The following is a 17,003-nucleotide window of genomic DNA, read 5'->3' as shown; positions in this document are numbered from 1 at the left end:
TTGAGATTCCCGTGAATCGCGGGAGACTTGAGCGGCGAGCCGCCCCTGTGGATGCCACGAATGGAGTACTGTTCGTAAAGCCCGAGCCTTGGGTCGACTTGTCGACTGTGCCTACACCGACAGCTTGACGAGGAGCCACGGAGCGGGCACGCACGGCGACGCCCGTCCCGGATCGTCGCGTTCACTGCGCGTGCGAGGACGGCCGGGACACCCAGGCGCGACGCCGACCGACGGCGTGGCAAAAAGGCAACCGTGCCACAGCGGCATGCACGGGCATACGCCCGACACGCCGGGGAACTCAGCAAGGTTGTGGCCAGTCGCGAGTGGGCAGGCCACACTCAGTACGGGAGCAGCGACGCAGGTGACGTCGGCAGGCACCACCCGGGAGGTAACCGTGCCCGAACTGCGGGTTGTGGCCGTCAGCAACGACGGCACACGGCTGGTGCTCAAGGCTGCCGACAGCACGGAGTACACCCTTCCCATCGACGAGCGGCTACGCGCCGCCATCCGCGGGGACCGGCCGCGCCTCGGCCAGATCGAGATCGAGGTCGAGAGCCATCTGCGCCCCCGGGACATCCAGGCCCGGATACGAGCCGGTGCCTCCGCCGAGGAGGTCGCCCAGGCCGCCGGGATCTCCGTCGACCGCGTCCGCCGCTTCGAGGGCCCGGTGCTCGCCGAGCGCGCCTTCATGGCCGAGCGCGCCCGCAAGACCGCGATCCGCCGCAACGGCGAGTCCCCCGGCCCTCAGCTCGGCGAGGCCGTCGCCGAGCGGCTCGCGCTGCGCGGCGCCGAGAAGGAGACCGAACGCTGGGACTCCTGGCGGCGCGACGACGGCACCTGGGAGGTCATCCTCTCCTACCGGGCCGACGGCGAGGGTCGCAGCGCTTCCTGGACGTACGACCCGCCCCGGCGCCTGGTCCAGCCCAACGACGACGAGGCCCGCGCGCTGATCGGCGAGAACGTCGAGCGCGAGGAGGAGTCGGTCTTCCCGTTCATCCCGCGGATCGCCCGGCTCCCCCAGGACCGGCCGCCCCGCGCGATGATCGACCGGCCCTCGGCCGACCGCATCATGTCGGCCCGCGAGGTCCGCGAGTCGCGGGAGGCCACCGCCGAGTCCCGGGACTCGCTGACCAGCCTGCTCGACGTGGTCCCCGCCTTCCGCGGCGACCTCGCCGTCGGCGCCCCCGCCCCGATCGAGCCGGTGCCCGCCGAGGTCGCCGAGGAGAACGAGGAGCCGGCCGCGGCGGCGGCCGCCCCGGCGGTCGGCGCGGGCTCGGCCTACGCCGACATCCTGATGCCGCGCGCCGTCGCCCCGCACCGCGACCGCCTGGTCGGCACCACCGACCGGCAGGCCGAGGCGGACGGCGTCCGGCCCGGTCGCCGGGCCACCGTGCCGAGCTGGGACGAGATCGTCTTCGGCAGCCGGCGCAAGAAGCAGGAGTAGCAGCGGCGGTACGCCGCAGGGGCGGGAGGCTCGGCCTCCCGCCCCTGCGGCGTACCCGGGGGATCAGCCCGGCTGCCCGGTGACCGCCACCGGGCGCGCCCCGTCGCTCGACCACTCGCTCCACGAGCCCGGGTACAGCGTGGCCGGCAGCCCCGCCACCTCCAGCGCCAGGATCTGGTGCGCCGCCGTCACCCCCGAACCGCAGTACACCGCGGTCTCCCGCTCCCCCGCGCCCAGCGCCCGGAACCGGGCGGCCAGCTCGGCGGCCGGGAGGAACCTGCCGTCCGGGCCGACGTTCCCGGCCGTCGGCGCCGAGACCGCGCCCGGGATGTGCCCGGCCCGCGGGTCCACCGGCTCGGTCTCGCCCCGGTAGCGCTCCCCCGACCTGGCGTCCAGCAGCAGGCCGCCGCGCGCCCAGGCCGCGGCGCCGTCCCCGTCCACCGTCGGCAGCTGCCCCGGCACCGGCTTGAAGTCGCCCTCCCCGGGCTCCGGCAGCTCGGTCGTCACCGGCAGCCCGGCCGCCTGCCAGGCCGCGAAGCCGCCGTCCAGCACCCGGACGTCCCGGTGGCCGGCCCAGCGCAGCAGCCACCAGGCCCGGGCCGCCGCCATCGAGGCCGCGCCGTCGTAGACCACGACCGGGCGCCGGGCGCTCACCCCGAAGCGGCGCATCGCCGCGCCGAACTCCTCCGGGTCCGGCAGCGGGTGGCGCCCGCCCCGGCCGGGCGCGCCGGGCGCGGCGGCCAGGTCCCGGTCCAGCTCGACGAAGTGGGCGCCGGGCAGGTGACCGGCCCGGTACTCCTCGGCCGCGGTCGGGCCTCCCGGCGCGGCGCCGACCAGCTGGTAGCGCACGTCCAGCAGCACCGGCGGCAGCGCGGAGGCCAGCGCCTCCCGCAGCCCGGCCGCGGAGATCAGCGGGGAACCGTCGTTGTAGGTGGTGGTCATGGCGCACATTGTCGCGCAGCGCGGCCCGGGCGGCGGGGGCATCCGGATCCTCCTCCCCGTTTCCCGCACCGACGGAACACGACGGAATCCGACGGAAGACGGCAGAAGGCGGCGGAAATCCGCAGCGAACACCCCGGCCCACCGCTCTTTGTGGGGTCTTTGCCGGACTTTCCGCGCGGCCCGGGGGTTGGGCGACCGCCAGGGTGGAAGCATCACCCTCGCGCAGGGATCTCCGTGCGCCGACCACCCACGAGGAGGCCCGCATTGCCCGCGGTGGAACTCCGACTGGCCCAGGGCACGCCCTGCTGGGTCAGCCTGCTGACCGACGACCTGCCCGGCGCCCGCGCCTTCTACGGCGCCCTGCTCGGCTGGACGTACACGCCCGGGCCCGGCCAGCTCGGCGACTACGTCCGGGCCGAGCTCGACGGGGCGCCGGTGGCCGGCCTCGGCGTCTCCACCGCCACCGGCTTCCCGGTGCAGTGGACCACCTACTTCGCCGTGGACGACGCCGACCGCACCACCCAACTCGTCCGCGAGTGCGGCGGAACCGTCGCCGTCGGGCCGCTCCAGGCCGAGCGCGCCGGGCGGATGGCCATCGCCGCCGACGTCTCCGGCGCCGTCTTCGGCCTCTGGCAGGGCGAGGAGCACCTCGGCCGGGAGGCCGGCCGCGAGCCGGGCGCCCCGGCCTGGGCCGAACTGCTCACGCCCGACGCGCCGGGCGCGGCCACCTTCTACTCCGCCGTGCTCGACCGCCCGGTCCGCTCCGCCGCTGAGGAGAGCGCGCTGCTGGTGCACGGGCGTCCGGTCGCCGGCATCCGGCACCGCGCCGAGCTGCGCGGCCACCCGCCGCGCTGGCGCACCCACTTCGCGGTCCGCGACGCCGAGCTGACCGCCCGTCGCACCGTCGAGCTCGGCGGCCGGGTCCTGGTCGAACCGCACGACACCGCCCGCGGCCGGGCCGCCCGGCTCGCCGACCCGCAGGGCGGGCACTTCTCCGTCCTGGAAGCGGCCCCCTAGGGCGGGGGCCCGCCGTCAGACCTGCTGCTCCTCGAAGGGGAGCACGTCCGGGGAGAGCACCGAGGCGCGCGCCGTCGCGGCGGTCAGCCGGCGGCGGTGGTGGCGGCGGCACAGCACCTCGTAGCCGACCTCGTCCTGGTCCACCGAGATGTCGCCGACCACCACCTGGGCGCCCTCGACCACCATCACCCCGCCGACCGTACGGGCGTTGTGGGTGGCCCGCGCGCCGCACCAGCACAGCGCCTCGACCTGGAGCACCTCCACCCGGTCGGCCAGCTCGATCAGCCGCTGCGAGCCCGGGAACAGCCGGGTGCGGAAGTCGGTGGTGATGCCGAAGGTGTAGACGTCGATGTCCAGCTCGTCCACCACCCGGGCCAGCTGGTCGACCTGCTCGGCGGCGAAGAACTGCGCCTCGTCGCAGATCAGGTAGTCCACCCGGCCGCCGGCCGAGAGCCGGTGCACCACGTGCGCGTGGAAGTCGAAGTCGTCCGTCACCTCGACCGCGTCGGCGCGCAGGCCCAGCCGGCTGGAGATCGTCGCCTCGCCCGCCCGGTCGTTGCGGGTGAGGATCACGCCCTGCCGGCCGCGCGCGGTGTGGTTGTGGTCCATCTGCAGCGCCAGCGTCGACTTGCCGCAGTCCATCGTGCCCGAGAAGAACACCAGTTCAGCCATGGGTGGAGCAAAGGCCTTTCAAATCAAGGGAGTTCGGGCACAGATAAGTCAATTGGGCGGTACGGCCCGGTCAGCCGCGGACCTCGAGCAGCGGCACGAACTGCTCGACCGGGGTCATCGAACCGTGCAGACCGATCATCGTGGACTCGCCGGGCTCGTTGCGGGAGGCGACGATCGCGATGTCGTCGCGCGCCGCGGCGACCACGTCGCCGATCCGGGCGTACACCCGCTCGTCCACGACCGGGCCGAACCAGCCCGCCGCGATCGCCTGGTCCCGGGTGGCCACCCACATCCGGTCGCCCAGCACCTCGCTCCAGACCGTGTGCACGTCGGCGGCGGCGCCCGGCACCGCGTACACGTGCCGGGCCCGGCCCTCGCCGCCGAGCAGGGCGACGCCGGCGCCCAGCTCCCAGTCCTCGTCGAAGTCGATCCGGTCCTCCGGCGCGATGTCGATCATGCCGTGGTCGGCCGTCACGTACATCGCCGAGCGCGGCGGCAGCTGCTCGGCCAGCCGGCGGGCCAGCCGGTCCACCGCGTCCAGCGTCATCCGCCACTCGTCCGAGTCGACCCCGAAGCGGTGGCCCGCGCCGTCCAGCTCGCTGACGTAGGTGTACACCAGCGCCCGGTCGTGCTCGGCCAGCCAGGCCGCCGCCTGGTCCATCCGCTCCTCGCCCGTGGTGCGGCCGAGGAAGGTGCCGCCGGACAGCGCCACCCTGGTCAGCGGGGTCTGGGCGAACAGCGGGGAGGAGACCTGCGCGGTCGCCACCCCGGCCTGGTGGGTGCGCTCGAAGACCGTCGGGTACGGCTGCCAGGCGTGCGGCTCGGTCGGCGGCTGCCAGCGCAGCTGGTTCATCAGGTAGCCGGCGCCCGGCACCGCCACCGTGTACCCGGCCAGGCCGTGCAGGCCCGGCGGCGTGCCGGTGCCGACCGAGGCCAGCGAGGTCGCCGTGGTCGACGGGAAGCCCGCGGTCAGCGGACGGCCGCTGCCGCCCATCGAGCTGCCGGCGAGCGAGGACAGGAACGGCGCGTACTCGGGGTGGCGCAGCAGCAGCTCCCAGCCCAGGCCGTCCACCAGGAAGACCACCACCCGGTCCGCCGGGGCGATCGGGAGCGTCGCGGTGAACCCGGGGACGCCGAGCCCCGCCGCCACCGAGGGCAGCAGGTCGCACAGCGAACCGCTGCCGTACGGGGGCGCGGGGGCCGTGGCCGGGTCAAGGATCTCGAAGGCGTCGTAGCCGTCGGCAGGAACGAAGGACATGGAACCGGATTCGTAGCGGTGCGGGCGGTCGGAAGCGGTGGGACTCAGACCCGCGGGCCGTTGCTGATCGTGGCGTCGGACAGCGCCCGCGCGAACACCAGCGCCTGGGCCACCGTCTCCGGGCCGTCACCGGCCTCGCTCACCCGCAGGGAGAGGTCGTCGGCCGTGGCCGAGCCGGTGTAGCCGTGGTCCGCCTCGCAGTTCGGGTCGGAGCAGCCGGCCGGCTCCAGGTCCAGGCGCTGCACCGCGCCCCAGCCGATCGTCAGCACGACCTCGCGCGGCAGGGTGCCCGGGGTGTACGTCTCCGGGTTCGCCACCATCCGGCTCACCACGACCGAGCCGATCCGGTCGAGCCGGACGCTCTCCGTCGACGTGGTCGCGAACGGCACCGCCGGGCTGCCCTCGGCCCCCGACTGCTCGTCCGTGTGGCTCACCACGAACCGGGTCGGGGTGAGCACCAGCACCGTCACGTGCCGGCGCACCTCGTTGGCGTCGAAGGTCGTCTCCTGGTGCACCAGGTAGGAGCTGATCGGCTCCGGGCCCACCGCGGACTCGACCGCCTCGGACACCAGGGCCGGGTAGTAGCCGCTGCGCTCGATAGCCGAGCGCAGGTCCTGAGTGGTGGTGGTACCGGTCTTCGCCATATCTCCATCCTGGCATGGTCCGCCGACGAAGCGGGCGGCACGGCGCCGAGCTTCGGACAACAGCGCCCGGGCAGGGCGCAACCAAGGAAGGTTACAGCGTGCTCATCGCGCGCGGGCCCAGATCGCTGCGGACCGGCAGGGGTGCGACCCGCACCCGCGCCCCCAGGATCGCCAGTCCGTGCGGGGCGACGACCACCGGTTCGAGGTCCACCGAGGCGATCTCCGGCACGTCGTCCACCAGCTGCGACACCCGGAGCAGCAGTTCCTCCAGGGCGTCGGTGTCCACCGCCTCGGCGCCGCGCCAGCCGAACAGCAGCGGCGCCGCCCGGACCTCCCGGATCAGCCCGGCGACGTCCTGGTCGGTGGCCGGAACCAGCCGGTGCGCCGTGTCGCCCAGCAGTTCGGCCGGTGCGCCGGCCAGGCCGAAGGACAGGATGGCGCCGACCGCCGGGTCCACCGTGGCGGCGATCACGGTGTCCACGCCGCGCGGTGCCATCCGCTGGACGACCAGCTCGGCCTGCGCGGCGCCGCCGAGCAGCGCGTCCAGCTCGCGGTGGGCGCGGCGCAGGACCGCCTCGTCGGTCAGGTCCAGCCGGACGCTGCCCAGGTCGGGGCGGTGGCGCAGGTGCGGGGCCGTCGCCTTGAGGGCCACCGGGTAGCCGAGTGCCCCGGCGGCCGCCGCCGCGCTCTCCTCGTCCGGGGCCGGCCGCACCGGCGAGACGTCGATCCCGTAGCGGGCCAGCAGCTCCTGGGCCTCCGCCTCCGGCAGGGTGATCCGGGCGCCGCCGGGCTGGGTGCGGGCGGCGATCGCGGCCCGGGTGCTCAGCGCCGCCTCCACCAGGCGGCGGGCGCCGGGCTCGTCGATCCGGTCCAGCTCGGGGACGCGCGCAGTTTCCTCCGCCTGGGCCGTACGGCGGCGCCACTGCGCGTAGTGCACGGCGTGGGCGAGGGCGTGCACGGCCCGCTCGGGCGCCGCGTAGGCGGGGATGCCGCCGGGGCGCAGCCGGACCGGGAGGTCGGTCAGCGCCAGGTGGGTGAGCAGCAGCGGCTTGCCCAGCTCCCGGGCGCGGCTTCCGGCCTCCAGCAGGGCGGCGGCGATCTCCGGGTCGTCCGAGCCCATCGCGGGGTCGTCCTCGCCGGTCAGCCGGCCGCCCATGAAGGCGTGGGCGGAGGTGCCGATCGGCGGGATGGCGACGGCGATCACCGCGTCCACGGCCGGGTCGGCGAGCGCGACGTCCAGGGCGATCCGGAAGTTCTCGCCGGTCGCGGCGGTGGTGAGGTCGACGGGTGTGCGGGGGCGCAGGCCGGCGCCCAGCAGGGCGTCGTAGGTGAGCAGGCCGAGCGAGTCGGAGTTGCCGACCACCGCGACCCGGTCCCCCGGCGGCAGCGGCTGCTGGGCCAGAAGCTCGCCGGTGTCGTACAGCTCGGTGATGGTCGACACCCGGGTGACGCCCGCCTGTTCGAACAGCGCGTCCACGGTGGCGTCGCGCAGGCCGGTGGCGGTGGCGGGGACGGCGTGGCCGGGCGGCAGGCTGCCGGTGTGCCGGGCTCCCTTGACCACCACGACCGGCTTGACGGCGGCGAGCCGGCGGGCGATCCGGGTGAACTTGCGCGGGTTGCCGAAGGACTCCAGGTAGAGCAGCACCACCCGGGTGGCCTCGTCCTCGGCCCAGTACTGGAGGAAGTCGTTGCCGGAGACGTCGGACCGGTTGCCGACCGAGGCGAAGGAGGAGACGCCGAGACCGCGCTTGTGGGCGGCCTCCAGCAGGGCCACGCCGATCGCGCCGGACTGGCAGAAGATCCCGAAGCCGCCGCGGCCGGGCAGGCGCGGGGCGAGCGAGGCGTTCAGCGGGTGCCGGGGGTCGGTGTTGATCAGGCCGAAGGCGTTCGGGCCGATCACCCGCATGCCGGCCGCGCGCGCCTGGCGAACCAGCGCGCGCTGGCGGTCCCGGCCCTCCGGACCGGTCTCCGCGTAGCCGGCGGTGACCACCACCAGGCCCTGCACCCCGTGGGCGCCGCACTCGGCGACGACGGCCGGGACGGCGCCCTCGGGGACGGCGATCACCGCGAGGTCCACCGGTCCGGGAATGTCCAGAACCGAACGGTGGAGCGGGACGCCGTCCAGCTCGGTACCGGGCGCGGCGTTGCGGTTCACCGCGTACACCGGGCGGTCGGCCGGGGCGTCGTCCCCCAGCAGGTCGCGCAGGATGGCCCGGCCGACGGTCTGCGGGGTGCGGGAGACACCGATCACCGCCACCGAGCGCGGGGTGAGCAGCCGCTGCACGGAGCGCGCCTCGGCGCGGTGCTCGCGGGCGCGCATCACGGCGAGCGAGCGCTCGGTCTGTTCGAGGTCGAACTCCAGGTGCACCACGCCGTCGGCGAAGCTGCGGTGCTGGGTGTAGCCGGCGTCGGTGAAGACCTTCACCATCTTGCGGTTCTCCGGCAGCACCTCGGCCTGGAAGCGGCGGATGCCGCGCTCCTGCGCGACCGCCGCGATGTGCTCCAGCAGGGCGGAGGCCACGCCGCGGCCCTGGTGGGCGTCCTGCACCAGGAAGGCGACCTCGGCGTCGGTGCCGGTCTCGGAGGGGCGGCCCTCGGCGTCGATCCGGTCGTACCGGACGGTGGCGATGAAGTGGTCCCGGACCACCACCGCGAGGCCGACCCGGTTCACGAAGTCGTGGTGGGTGAAGCGGCGGACGTCCTTGTCGGAGAGCCGCGGGTAGGGGGCGAAGAACCGGAAGTACTTCGACTGTTCCGACACCTGCTCGTAGAACTCCACGAGCCGTCCGGCGTCTTCGGGCGTGATCGGCCGGATCCGGGCCGTGCCTCCGTCGCGCAGCAGGATGTCCGCTTCCCAGTGCTGCGGATAGTCGGGTTGCTCGGGGTTCGCCACCGCGGGGTCTTCCACGTTCGTCAGGTTATCCGGCGGCGAGCCGAATGGCGCCGGTCGCGTGCTCGCGGCAGGGTGGACCGGGACCATCGACCGGGGTTTATGCCCCGAAAAGAAACAATCACAAGTCCTGAACGCGGCGGTTCCCAGGGGTCGCCTGCGTGCAACACTGGTCTAGACAACATGGCCGCTTCCCCCGCTCCCCCCGAGCACGGCCGTGACCAGCTTCACCGGAAAGGCACGTCTCATGGCTGAGCGCCGCGTCACCATCGGTTGGGCCGAGGGCCTGCACGCCCGTCCCGCCTCCGTCTTCGTCCGGGCCGTCACGGCCACCGGCGTGCCGATCACCATCGCCAAGCCGGGCGGCAACCCGGTCAACGCCGCCTCCATGCTCGGCCTCCTCGGCCTGGGCGCCCAGGGCGGCGACGAGGTCATCCTCGCCTCCGATGCGGAGAACGCCGACGACGCGCTCGACCGCCTCGCCAAGCTCGTCTCCGAGGGCCTCGACGAGCTCCCCGCCGCGGTCTGAGGCCCCGCAGCCGCCCGATCGGGGTGCCGCCGGATTCCGGCGGCACCCCGATCGGCCTTTCCGGCCGCTTCCGCGGCCGGCCTGGTCAGCCCTTGACGCAGACGACCTGCTTGAGGTGCGCGACCACCTCGACCAGGTCCTTCTGCTGGGCGATGACCTTCTCGATGTTCTTGTAGGCGCCCGGGATCTCGTCCACCACGCCGCCGTCCTTGCGGCACTCCACGCCCTCGGTCTGCTCGACCAGGTCCTGGGCGGTGAATCGCTTCTTCGCGGCGTTGCGGCTCATCTTGCGGCCGGCGCCGTGCGAGGCGGAGTTGAACGACGCCGCGTTGCCCAGACCGCGGACGATGTAGGAGCCCGTCCCCATCGAACCGGGGATGATCCCGAGGTCGCCGGAGCCCGCCCGGATCGCCCCCTTGCGGGTCACCAGCAGGTCGACGCCGTGGTACCGCTCCTCCGCCACGTAGTTGTGATGGCAGCTGATGACCTCGTCGAAGGTGACCTCCGCCTTGGTGAACTCGCGGCGGACAACCTCCTGGAAGAGCGCCATCATGACCGCGCGGTTGTGCTTCGCGTACTCCTGTGCCCAGAAGAGGTCCTGGCGGTAGGCCGCCATCTCCGGGGTCTTCGCGAGGAAGACGGCCAAGTCCCGGTCGATCAGGCCCTGGTTGTGCGGCAGCGAGCGGGCGACGCCCATGTGGTGTTCGGCCAGTTCCTTGCCGATGTTCCGGGAGCCGGAGTGCAGCATCAGCCAGACAGAACCGGAGGTATCGACACAAACCTCGCAGAAGTGGTTGCCGGCTCCGAGCGTTCCCATCTGCTGCATCGCCCGCTCACGGCGCCACTTCACGTCCTCCGCGATGCCGTCGAAGCGCTGCCAGAAGTCGTCCCAGCCCGCCGTGCGGAAGCCGTGCAGCTTGGCCGGGTCGACCGGCTCGGAGTGCAGGCCGCGGCCGACCGGGATGGCCCGCTCGATCTCGCGGCGCAGGCCGGAGAGGTCGTCCGGGAGGTCCTTCGCGGTGAGCGAGGTCTTCACCGCGCTCATCCCGCAGCCGATGTCCACGCCTACCGCCGCCGGGCAGACCGCGCCGTCCATGGCGATGACGGAGCCGACGGTGGCGCCCTTGCCCAGGTGGACGTCGGGCATCACGGCGAGGCCGTGCAGCCACGGCAGGGAGCTGATGTTGCGCAGCTGCTGCATCGCCTGGCCCTCGACGGTGGCCGGGTCGGTCCACATCCGGATCGGGACCCGGACGCCGGGGACTTCGGTGTACGACATGGGTGAACGACCTCCAGGGGTCGGGTGGTTCGGGAAGAGGATTGCCGCGCGACAGCGATCCCGGCGCGGCTCGGGGAAGTTCAGGGGGGCTCAGACGCCCGGGGCGACGGGACAGGGGGAATACGGCCTCGGGGAGCGTCGTATCGCTTGCTCGACCCGCATGGTGACCGCCTCCCTTCCTTCGTCGCGTTCGCACGTGCTGTGCGCCGGGGAACATCTATCCACGGAACGGACCTGGCCCGCAACGGATTTACAAACGCGTCCGGCCCGGCGGAGCGGGTGCTCCACCGGGCCGGACGGTGATCCGACGATCGGGTCAGCTGATGACGGTGACCTCGCCGATGCCGAGCGCCCGCACGTCGTCGGCGATCACCGAGGCGTCGCCGACCAGGACGGTCACCAGGCGGTCCGGCGGGAAGGCCGCGACGACCGCCTCGGTGGCGGCGGCGGTGGGCAGTTCGGCGAGCTGCCGGTAGACCTCGGCCTGGTAGTCGTCCGGCAGGTACTGCTCGACCTGGTCGGCCAGGGTGCCGGCGACCGAGCCCGCGGTCTCGTACTTCAGCGGGGCGACGCCGACCAGGAACTGCACGGCCTCGTCGCGCTCGGCGTCGGTGAGGCCCTCGGCGGCGAGGGTGCGCAGGATCGTCCAGGTGTCGGCCAGCGCGGGGGCGGTGGAGGCGGTGTCCACCGAGCCGCTGATGGCGAGCATCGCGCGTCCGCTGCCGTCGGCGGCCGAGCGCAGCGGCTGGGCGAAGGCCCGCACGCCGTAGGTGTAGCCCTTCTCCTCGCGCAGGACGCGGTCGAGGCGGGAGGTGAGGGTGCCGCCGAGGCAGTAGGTGCCGAGGGTCTGGGCGGCCCAGACCGGGTCGTGGCGGTCGGGCCCGATCCGGCCGATGAGCAGCTGGGTCTGGACGGAACCCGGGCGGTCCACGATGACGACGCGACCGCGGTCGTCGCCGGTGACCGGGGCGTGGGTGGACGGCTCGGCGGGCGTGCCGGTCCAGGTGCCGAGGGTGTTCTCCAGCAGCGCGGGCAGCTCGACGCCGGTGAGGTCGCCGACCACCACGACGGTGCTGGTCGCGGGGCGCACGTGGGCGTCGTAGAAGGCCTTGACGGCCGCGCGGTCGATCGACTTGACGGTGTCGGCGGTGCCGGCGCGGGGCCGGGAGAGCCGGTCGGCGCCGTCGAACAGCTCGGCGTACAGGGCCTTGGCGGCGCGCCGGGCCGGGTTGGCCTGCTCGTGGACGATCTCGTCCAGCCGGTTGGCGACCAGCCGCTCGATCTCCTCCTCGGGCAGCGCGGGAGCGCGCAGCGCGTCGGCGAGCAGGGACAGGCCGCGCTGGAGCCGGGAGGCGGGGACCTCCAGGGAGATCCGGATGCACGGGTGGTCGGCGTGCGCGTCGAGGGTGGCGCCGGCGCGCTCCAGCTCGGCGGCGAACTCCTCGGCGCTGAGGGTGTCGGTGCCCTCGCTGAAGGCGCGCGCGAGGATGCCGGCGATGCCGTCGAGGCCCTCGGGCTCGGCGGCGAGCGGGGCGTCGAGCAGGACCTCGACGGCGACCAGCTGCTGGCCGGGCCGGTGGCAGTGCAGCACGGTGATGCCGTTGCCGAGGGCGGCCCGCTCGGGGGCGGGGAAGTCCCAGGGGCTGGGCGTGCCCGGCTGGGGCTGCGGGTGGAAGGTCATGGCGGGGACGTAGTCGGTGCTCATACGGCGGCACCCTCCTCTTCGGAAGCGGCGTCGGAGTCGGCGTCGGTCTCGGCGGCGGTCTCGGCGGCGGTCGGCTCGTAGGCGAGGACGGCCCGGTTGTCGGGGTGGAGCCGGGCCTTGGCGATGGCCTGGACCTCCTCGGCGGTGACGTCGAGGACCTTGGGGAGGGCGTCGTTGAGCAGCTTGGGGTCGCCGAACAGGACGGCGTAGCGGCACAGTTCGTCGGCGCGGCCGGCGACGGTGGTGAGCCGGTCGAGCCACTCGCGCTCGATCTGGGCCTGGGCGCGCTCCAGTTCCTCGGCCGTGGGGCCCTCGGCGGCGAAGCGGGCGAGCTCCTCGTCGACGGCGGTGCCGATCTGCTCGATGGTGGCGTCGCCGGAGGTCTTGACGTCGAGCCAGCCGAGGCTGGGGGCGCCGGCCAGCCGCAGCAGGCCGAAGCCGGCGGCGACGGCGGTGCGGTCGCGGCGGACCAGCCGGTTGTAGAGGCGGCTGGACTCGCCGCTGCCGAGGATGGTGAGGGCGAGGTCGGCGGCGTCGGCCTCGCGGGTGCCGTCGTGCGGGAGGCGGTAGGCGGCCATCAGCGCGCGGGAGGGGACGTCCTCGTGGATCTCCTCGCGGATCTCCCGGCCGATGGTCTCGGGGAGTTCGCCGGAGCGCGGGGGCTGCTTGCCGTCGTGCGCCGGGATGGAGCCGAAGTACTTCTCGACCCAGGCGACGGTCTGCTCGGGGTCGATGTCGCCGACGATGGACAGGACGGCGTTGTTGGGCGCGTAGTACGTCCGGAAGAACGTGCGGGCGTCCTCCAGGGTGGCCGCGTCGAGGTCGGCCATGGAGCCGATCGGGGTGTGGTGGTACGGGTGGCCGTCGGGGAAGGAGAGCGCGGTGAGCTTCTCGAAGGCGGTGCCGTACGGGACGTTGTCGTAGCGCTGGCGGCGCTCGTTCTTGACGACGTCGCGCTGGTTCTCCATGGACGTCTCGTCGAGCGCGGCGAGCAGCGAGCCCATCCGGTCGGCCTCCAGCCAGAGGGCGAGCTCCAGCTGGTGGGCGGGCATGGTCTCGAAGTAGTTGGTGCGCTCGAAGCTGGTGGTGCCGTTGAGCGAGCCGCCGGCTCCCTGGACGAGCTCGAAGTGCCCGTTGTTGGAGACGTTGGCCGAGCCCTGGAACATCAGGTGCTCGAAGAGGTGGGCGAGGCCGGTGCGGCCCTCGACCTCGTGGCGGGAGCCCACGTCGTACCAGAGGCAGACGGCGGCGACCGGGGTGAGGTGGTCCTCGGAGAGGACGACGCGCAGGCCGTTGGCCAGGCGGTGCTCGGTGATGGCGATGCCTCGGCTGGAGGCGGGGGCCGGGTTGGCCATGCGCTCGGGTCCTTCCCGTCGTCGATGTCGGGGTTCGTGTGGCGTCCCCCATTGTGGTGCAACGCGCGGGAGCCGCGTTCGTGTCCGCGCGGACGGGGGCGTTCGCCAGGGGCGGAAGAGGGCCGCTGACCGGGAGTGTCGGCGGGAGGGTCCACAATGGGGGCGCCGCGCCCTGTCGACGGCGCCCGGTTGACGGGTCCGACGGCAGGACGGTGCCGGAGACGGCCGACGACCGCCCCCGGCGTTCGGCGGCCGACCGAAGAACCACCGAGACACAGCCAGCGACACGTAAGGGAGCCCCGCCGCGATGGCCCGCCGCAGTTCGCAGACCCCGCCGCCCGGAGACTTCGAGGAGCGGATCCTCGACGTCGACGTCGTGGACGAGATGCAGGGCTCCTTCCTGGAGTACGCCTACTCGGTGATCTACTCGCGTGCGCTGCCCGACGCGCGGGACGGTCTGAAGCCGGTGCACCGCCGGATCCTGTACCAGGCCAACGAGATGGGCCTGCGCCCGGAGCGCGCGCACGTGAAGTGCGCCCGCGTGGTGGGCGAGGTGATGGGCCGGCTGCACCCGCACGGCGACGCGTCGATCTACGACTCCGTGGTCCGCATGGCGCAGCCGTTCTCGATGCGGCTGCCGCTCATCGACGGGCACGGCAACTTCGGTTCGCTGGGCAACGACGACCCGCCGGCAGCGATGCGCTACACCGAGTCGCGGCTGACGGCCGCCTCGATGGCGATGGTGGAGTCGATCCACGAGGACACCGTCGACTTCGGCCCGAACTACGACGGCAGCGAGCAGGAGCCGCTGGCGCTGCCGGCCGCGTTCCCGAACCTGCTGGTGAACGGCGCGACGGGCATCGCGGTCGGCATGGCGACGAACATGCCGCCGCACAACCTGTCCGAGGTGGTGGCCGCGGCCCGGCACCTGATCAAGCACCCGAACGCGGACCTGGACACGCTGATGCGGTTCGTGCCCGGTCCGGACCTGCCGACCGGCGGGCGGATCGTCGGCCTGTCGGGCATCCGGGACGCGTACGAGTCGGGCCGCGGCACGTTCAAGATCCGGGCGACGACGACGGTGGAGGCGGTGACGGCCCGCCGCAAGGGCATCGTGGTCACCGAACTGCCGTACAACGTCGGCCCGGAGAAGGTCATCTCGAAGATCAAGGACCTGGTCAACGCGAAGAAGCTCCAGGGCATCGCGGACGTCAAGGACCTGACCGACCGCGAGCACGGGCTGCGGCTGGTCATCGAGGTGAAGAACGGCTTCGTGCCGGAGGCGCTGCTGGAGCAGCTGTACAAGCTGACGCCGATGGAGGAGACCTTCGGCATCAACAACGTGGCGCTGGTGGACGGGCAGCCGCTGACGCTGGGCCTGAAGGAGCTGCTGGAGGTCTACGTCGACCACCGCTTCACCGTGGTGCGCCGGCGCAGCGACTTCCGCCGCCGCAAGCGCGAGGAGCGGCTGCACCTGGTCGAGGGCCTGTTGGTGGCGCTGCTCGACATCGACGAGGTCATCGCGATCATCCGGTCGAGCGACAACGCCCAGCAGGCCAAGGAGCGCCTGATGGAGCGCTTCTCGCTGTCGGAGACGCAGACGGCGTACATCCTGGACACCCCGCTGCGGCGGCTGACCCGCTTCGACCGGGTGGAGCTGGAGCAGGAGAAGGCGAAGCTGACCTCGGAGATCGCGGACCTGACCGAGATCCTGGAGTCGGACACCAAGCTGCGCAGCGTGGTGTCGTCCGAACTGGGCGCGGTGGCGAAGCAGTTCGGCACCGAGCGGCGCACCGTGCTGCTGGAGGCGGGGGCGGTGCCGTCGGCGGCGCTGGCGGTGCCGCTGGAGGTCGCGGACGACCCGTGCCGGGTGCTGCTGTCGTCGACGGGCCTGCTGGCGCGGACGGCGGACGGCGAGCCGTTCGAGGTGTCGGAGAAGCGGGCGAAGCACGACGTGATCGTGTCCGCGGTACACGCGACGGCGCGGGCGGACGTGGGCGTGGTGACGTCCGCGGGCCGGGTGCTGCGGCTGCCGGTGATCGACCTGCCGGCGCTGCCGCCGACGCCCTCGCCGACGCTGGCGGGCGGGGCCGCGGTGGGCGAGTTCCTGCGGCTGGAGGCCGGGGAGCGGGTGCTGGCGCTGACCACGCTGGACGAGTCCTCGCCGGGCCTGGCGCTGGGCACGGCGCAGGGCGTGGTGAAGCGGGTGGTGCCGGAGTGGCCGGCGAACAAGGACGAGTTCGAGGTGATCGCCCTCAAGGAGGGTGACGAGCTGGTGGGCGCGGTCGAACTGCGCACCGGCGAGGAGGACCTGGTCTTCATCACCTCGGACGCCCAGCTGCTGCGCTACCCGGCGGGCCAGGTGCGTCCGCAGGGCCGCCCGGCGGGCGGCATGGCGGGCATCAAGCTGTCGGACGGCGCGCGGGTGCTGTCCTTCACGGCGGTGGACCCGGCGGCGGACGCGGTGGTGGTCTCGGTGGCCACGGCCACGGGCACGCTGGCCGGCGGCGAGCAGACGAGCTGGAAGGTCACCCCGTTCGAGCAGTACCCGCGCAAGGGCCGCGCCACCGGCGGCGTGCGCTGCCAGCGCTTCCTGCGCGGCGAGGACGCCCTGGCCTTCGCCTGGGCCGGTGCCGCCCCGGCCCGCGCCGCCACCGCCAAGGGCACCCCGGTCGACCTGCCGGAGCGCGACCCGCGCCGCGACGGCTCCGGCACCCCGGTCACCACCCCGGTCGCGGTGGTCGCCGGCCCGGCGTAACGGCCTCGCACGAGCGGAAGGGCACCGGAACCGTCCGGTGCCCTTCCGCTTTTTCGTGCCCGTCCGACCGGGAATCCGGAACGGCGGTCCCCAATTCCCGTCCATGGCCGGGACTTTGCCCATCCATGGGTTAGGTTCACCGAACAGGTGCTCCATTGAGCGTCACAAAACGTGGGGGGACGGGGAGTTGGCCGAGGAATTCAAGATCGACATGGGCACGATGAGAACGGTGTCCAAACAACTCGGCGAATGCGGCAACCGCATGGGGGCGGTCGCCAAGGGCCTGGAGAACCTCGGGAAGGGCAAGCAGTTGGGCACTGAGCGGCTCGACTCGGCCTGCAGGGGATTCGAGGACCACTGGCACGGCGGCATCGGCCGGATGGCCAAGCTCGCCCAGGGCCTGCGCGAGGGCCTGGACGCCTCGCTCAAGAACTACGGGGACAACGAACAGGGCACCGCCAAGGGCCTCGGCGCGACCTGAGCCAATCAGCCAGTAGGGGACTGACTTTC

The 17,003-nt window shown here is 73.4% G+C and carries 13 protein-coding genes; 5 read left to right on the top strand and 8 right to left on the bottom strand.

Going from position 1 to position 17,003, the window contains the following annotated elements; translation table 11 throughout:
- Nucleotides 1-361: 361 nt before the first annotated feature.
- A complete protein-coding gene (sepH, locus tag ACZ5GH_RS24680) occupies nt 362-1,444 on the top strand; it encodes a septation protein SepH (protein WP_464335254.1) in 1,083 nt (360 codons plus the stop codon).
- A 63-nt stretch (nt 1,445-1,507) separates the two neighbouring features.
- Here the strand turns inward: sepH and ACZ5GH_RS24675 are convergent, their stop codons facing one another.
- Nucleotides 1,508-2,386 carry a sulfurtransferase gene (locus tag ACZ5GH_RS24675; protein ID WP_387760801.1) on the bottom strand — a complete coding sequence of 293 codons (879 nt, stop codon included), beginning with the start codon at nt 2,384-2,386 and terminating at the stop codon, nt 1,508-1,510.
- Nucleotides 2,387-2,659: 273 nt separating this feature from the next.
- On the opposite strand from ACZ5GH_RS24675, the gene ACZ5GH_RS24670 reads away from it, so the two are divergent.
- Nucleotides 2,660-3,403, top strand: coding sequence for a VOC family protein (locus ACZ5GH_RS24670; RefSeq protein ID WP_464336864.1), 744 nt, complete (start codon nt 2,660-2,662; stop codon nt 3,401-3,403).
- Nucleotides 3,404-3,418: 15 nt separating this feature from the next.
- Here the strand turns inward: ACZ5GH_RS24670 and ACZ5GH_RS24665 are convergent, their stop codons facing one another.
- The 4 genes from ACZ5GH_RS24665 to ACZ5GH_RS24650 form a co-directional block, all read right to left on the bottom strand.
- Nucleotides 3,419-4,075, bottom strand: a complete 657-nt coding sequence (locus ACZ5GH_RS24665; RefSeq protein WP_387760802.1) for a thymidine kinase — start codon at nt 4,073-4,075, stop codon at nt 3,419-3,421.
- 70 nt (nt 4,076-4,145) lie between these two features.
- Nucleotides 4,146-5,333: an alkaline phosphatase family protein gene (locus ACZ5GH_RS24660; protein WP_464335253.1), complete on the bottom strand. Its 1,188-nt coding sequence runs from the start codon at nt 5,331-5,333 to the stop codon at nt 4,146-4,148.
- A gap of 44 nt (nt 5,334-5,377) precedes the next feature.
- Nucleotides 5,378-5,977 (bottom strand): DUF5998 family protein, encoded by a 600-nt coding sequence (locus tag ACZ5GH_RS24655; RefSeq protein ID WP_355254021.1) that lies wholly within the window; start codon nt 5,975-5,977, stop codon nt 5,378-5,380.
- Nucleotides 5,978-6,068: 91 nt separating this feature from the next.
- A complete protein-coding gene (locus ACZ5GH_RS24650; protein WP_387760804.1) occupies nt 6,069-8,885 on the bottom strand; it encodes a bifunctional acetate--CoA ligase family protein/GNAT family N-acetyltransferase in 2,817 nt (938 codons plus the stop codon).
- 229 nt (nt 8,886-9,114) lie between these two features.
- Here ACZ5GH_RS24650 and ACZ5GH_RS24645 point away from each other — a divergent pair, with 229 nt between their 5' ends.
- Nucleotides 9,115-9,396, top strand: coding sequence for an HPr family phosphocarrier protein (locus ACZ5GH_RS24645; RefSeq protein WP_359817494.1), 282 nt, complete (start codon nt 9,115-9,117; stop codon nt 9,394-9,396).
- 85 nt (nt 9,397-9,481) lie between these two features.
- Here the strand turns inward: ACZ5GH_RS24645 and ACZ5GH_RS24640 are convergent, their stop codons facing one another.
- The 3 genes from ACZ5GH_RS24640 to ACZ5GH_RS24630 all read right to left on the bottom strand — a co-directional run bounded on the left by ACZ5GH_RS24640 (nt 9,482) and on the right by ACZ5GH_RS24630 (nt 13,735).
- Entirely contained in the window at nt 9,482-10,675 is a 1,194-nt protein-coding gene (locus ACZ5GH_RS24640; protein WP_464335252.1) for an RtcB family protein, read from the bottom strand.
- A gap of 316 nt (nt 10,676-10,991) precedes the next feature.
- On the bottom strand, nt 10,992-12,356 hold the full coding sequence (locus ACZ5GH_RS24635) for a M16 family metallopeptidase (protein WP_387759575.1): 1,365 nt from the start codon (nt 12,354-12,356) through the stop codon (nt 10,992-10,994).
- Between the two features lie 20 nt (nt 12,357-12,376).
- Nucleotides 12,377-13,735 carry a M16 family metallopeptidase gene (locus ACZ5GH_RS24630; RefSeq protein WP_387759560.1) on the bottom strand — a complete coding sequence of 453 codons (1,359 nt, stop codon included), beginning with the start codon at nt 13,733-13,735 and terminating at the stop codon, nt 12,377-12,379.
- Nucleotides 13,736-14,042: 307 nt separating this feature from the next.
- On the opposite strand from ACZ5GH_RS24630, the gene ACZ5GH_RS24625 reads away from it, so the two are divergent.
- On the top strand, nt 14,043-16,493 hold the full coding sequence (locus tag ACZ5GH_RS24625) for a DNA gyrase/topoisomerase IV subunit A (RefSeq protein ID WP_464335251.1): 2,451 nt from the start codon (nt 14,043-14,045) through the stop codon (nt 16,491-16,493).
- A 187-nt stretch (nt 16,494-16,680) separates the two neighbouring features.
- A complete protein-coding gene (locus ACZ5GH_RS24620; protein ID WP_464335250.1) occupies nt 16,681-16,974 on the top strand; it encodes a hypothetical protein in 294 nt (97 codons plus the stop codon).
- Nucleotides 16,975-17,003 lie beyond the last annotated feature (29 nt).

The organism is Kitasatospora sp. Xyl93 (assembly GCF_055383135.1).
The sequence above is the reverse complement of the archived record's forward strand: the minus strand, read 5'-3'. Positions and strand labels throughout refer to the sequence as shown.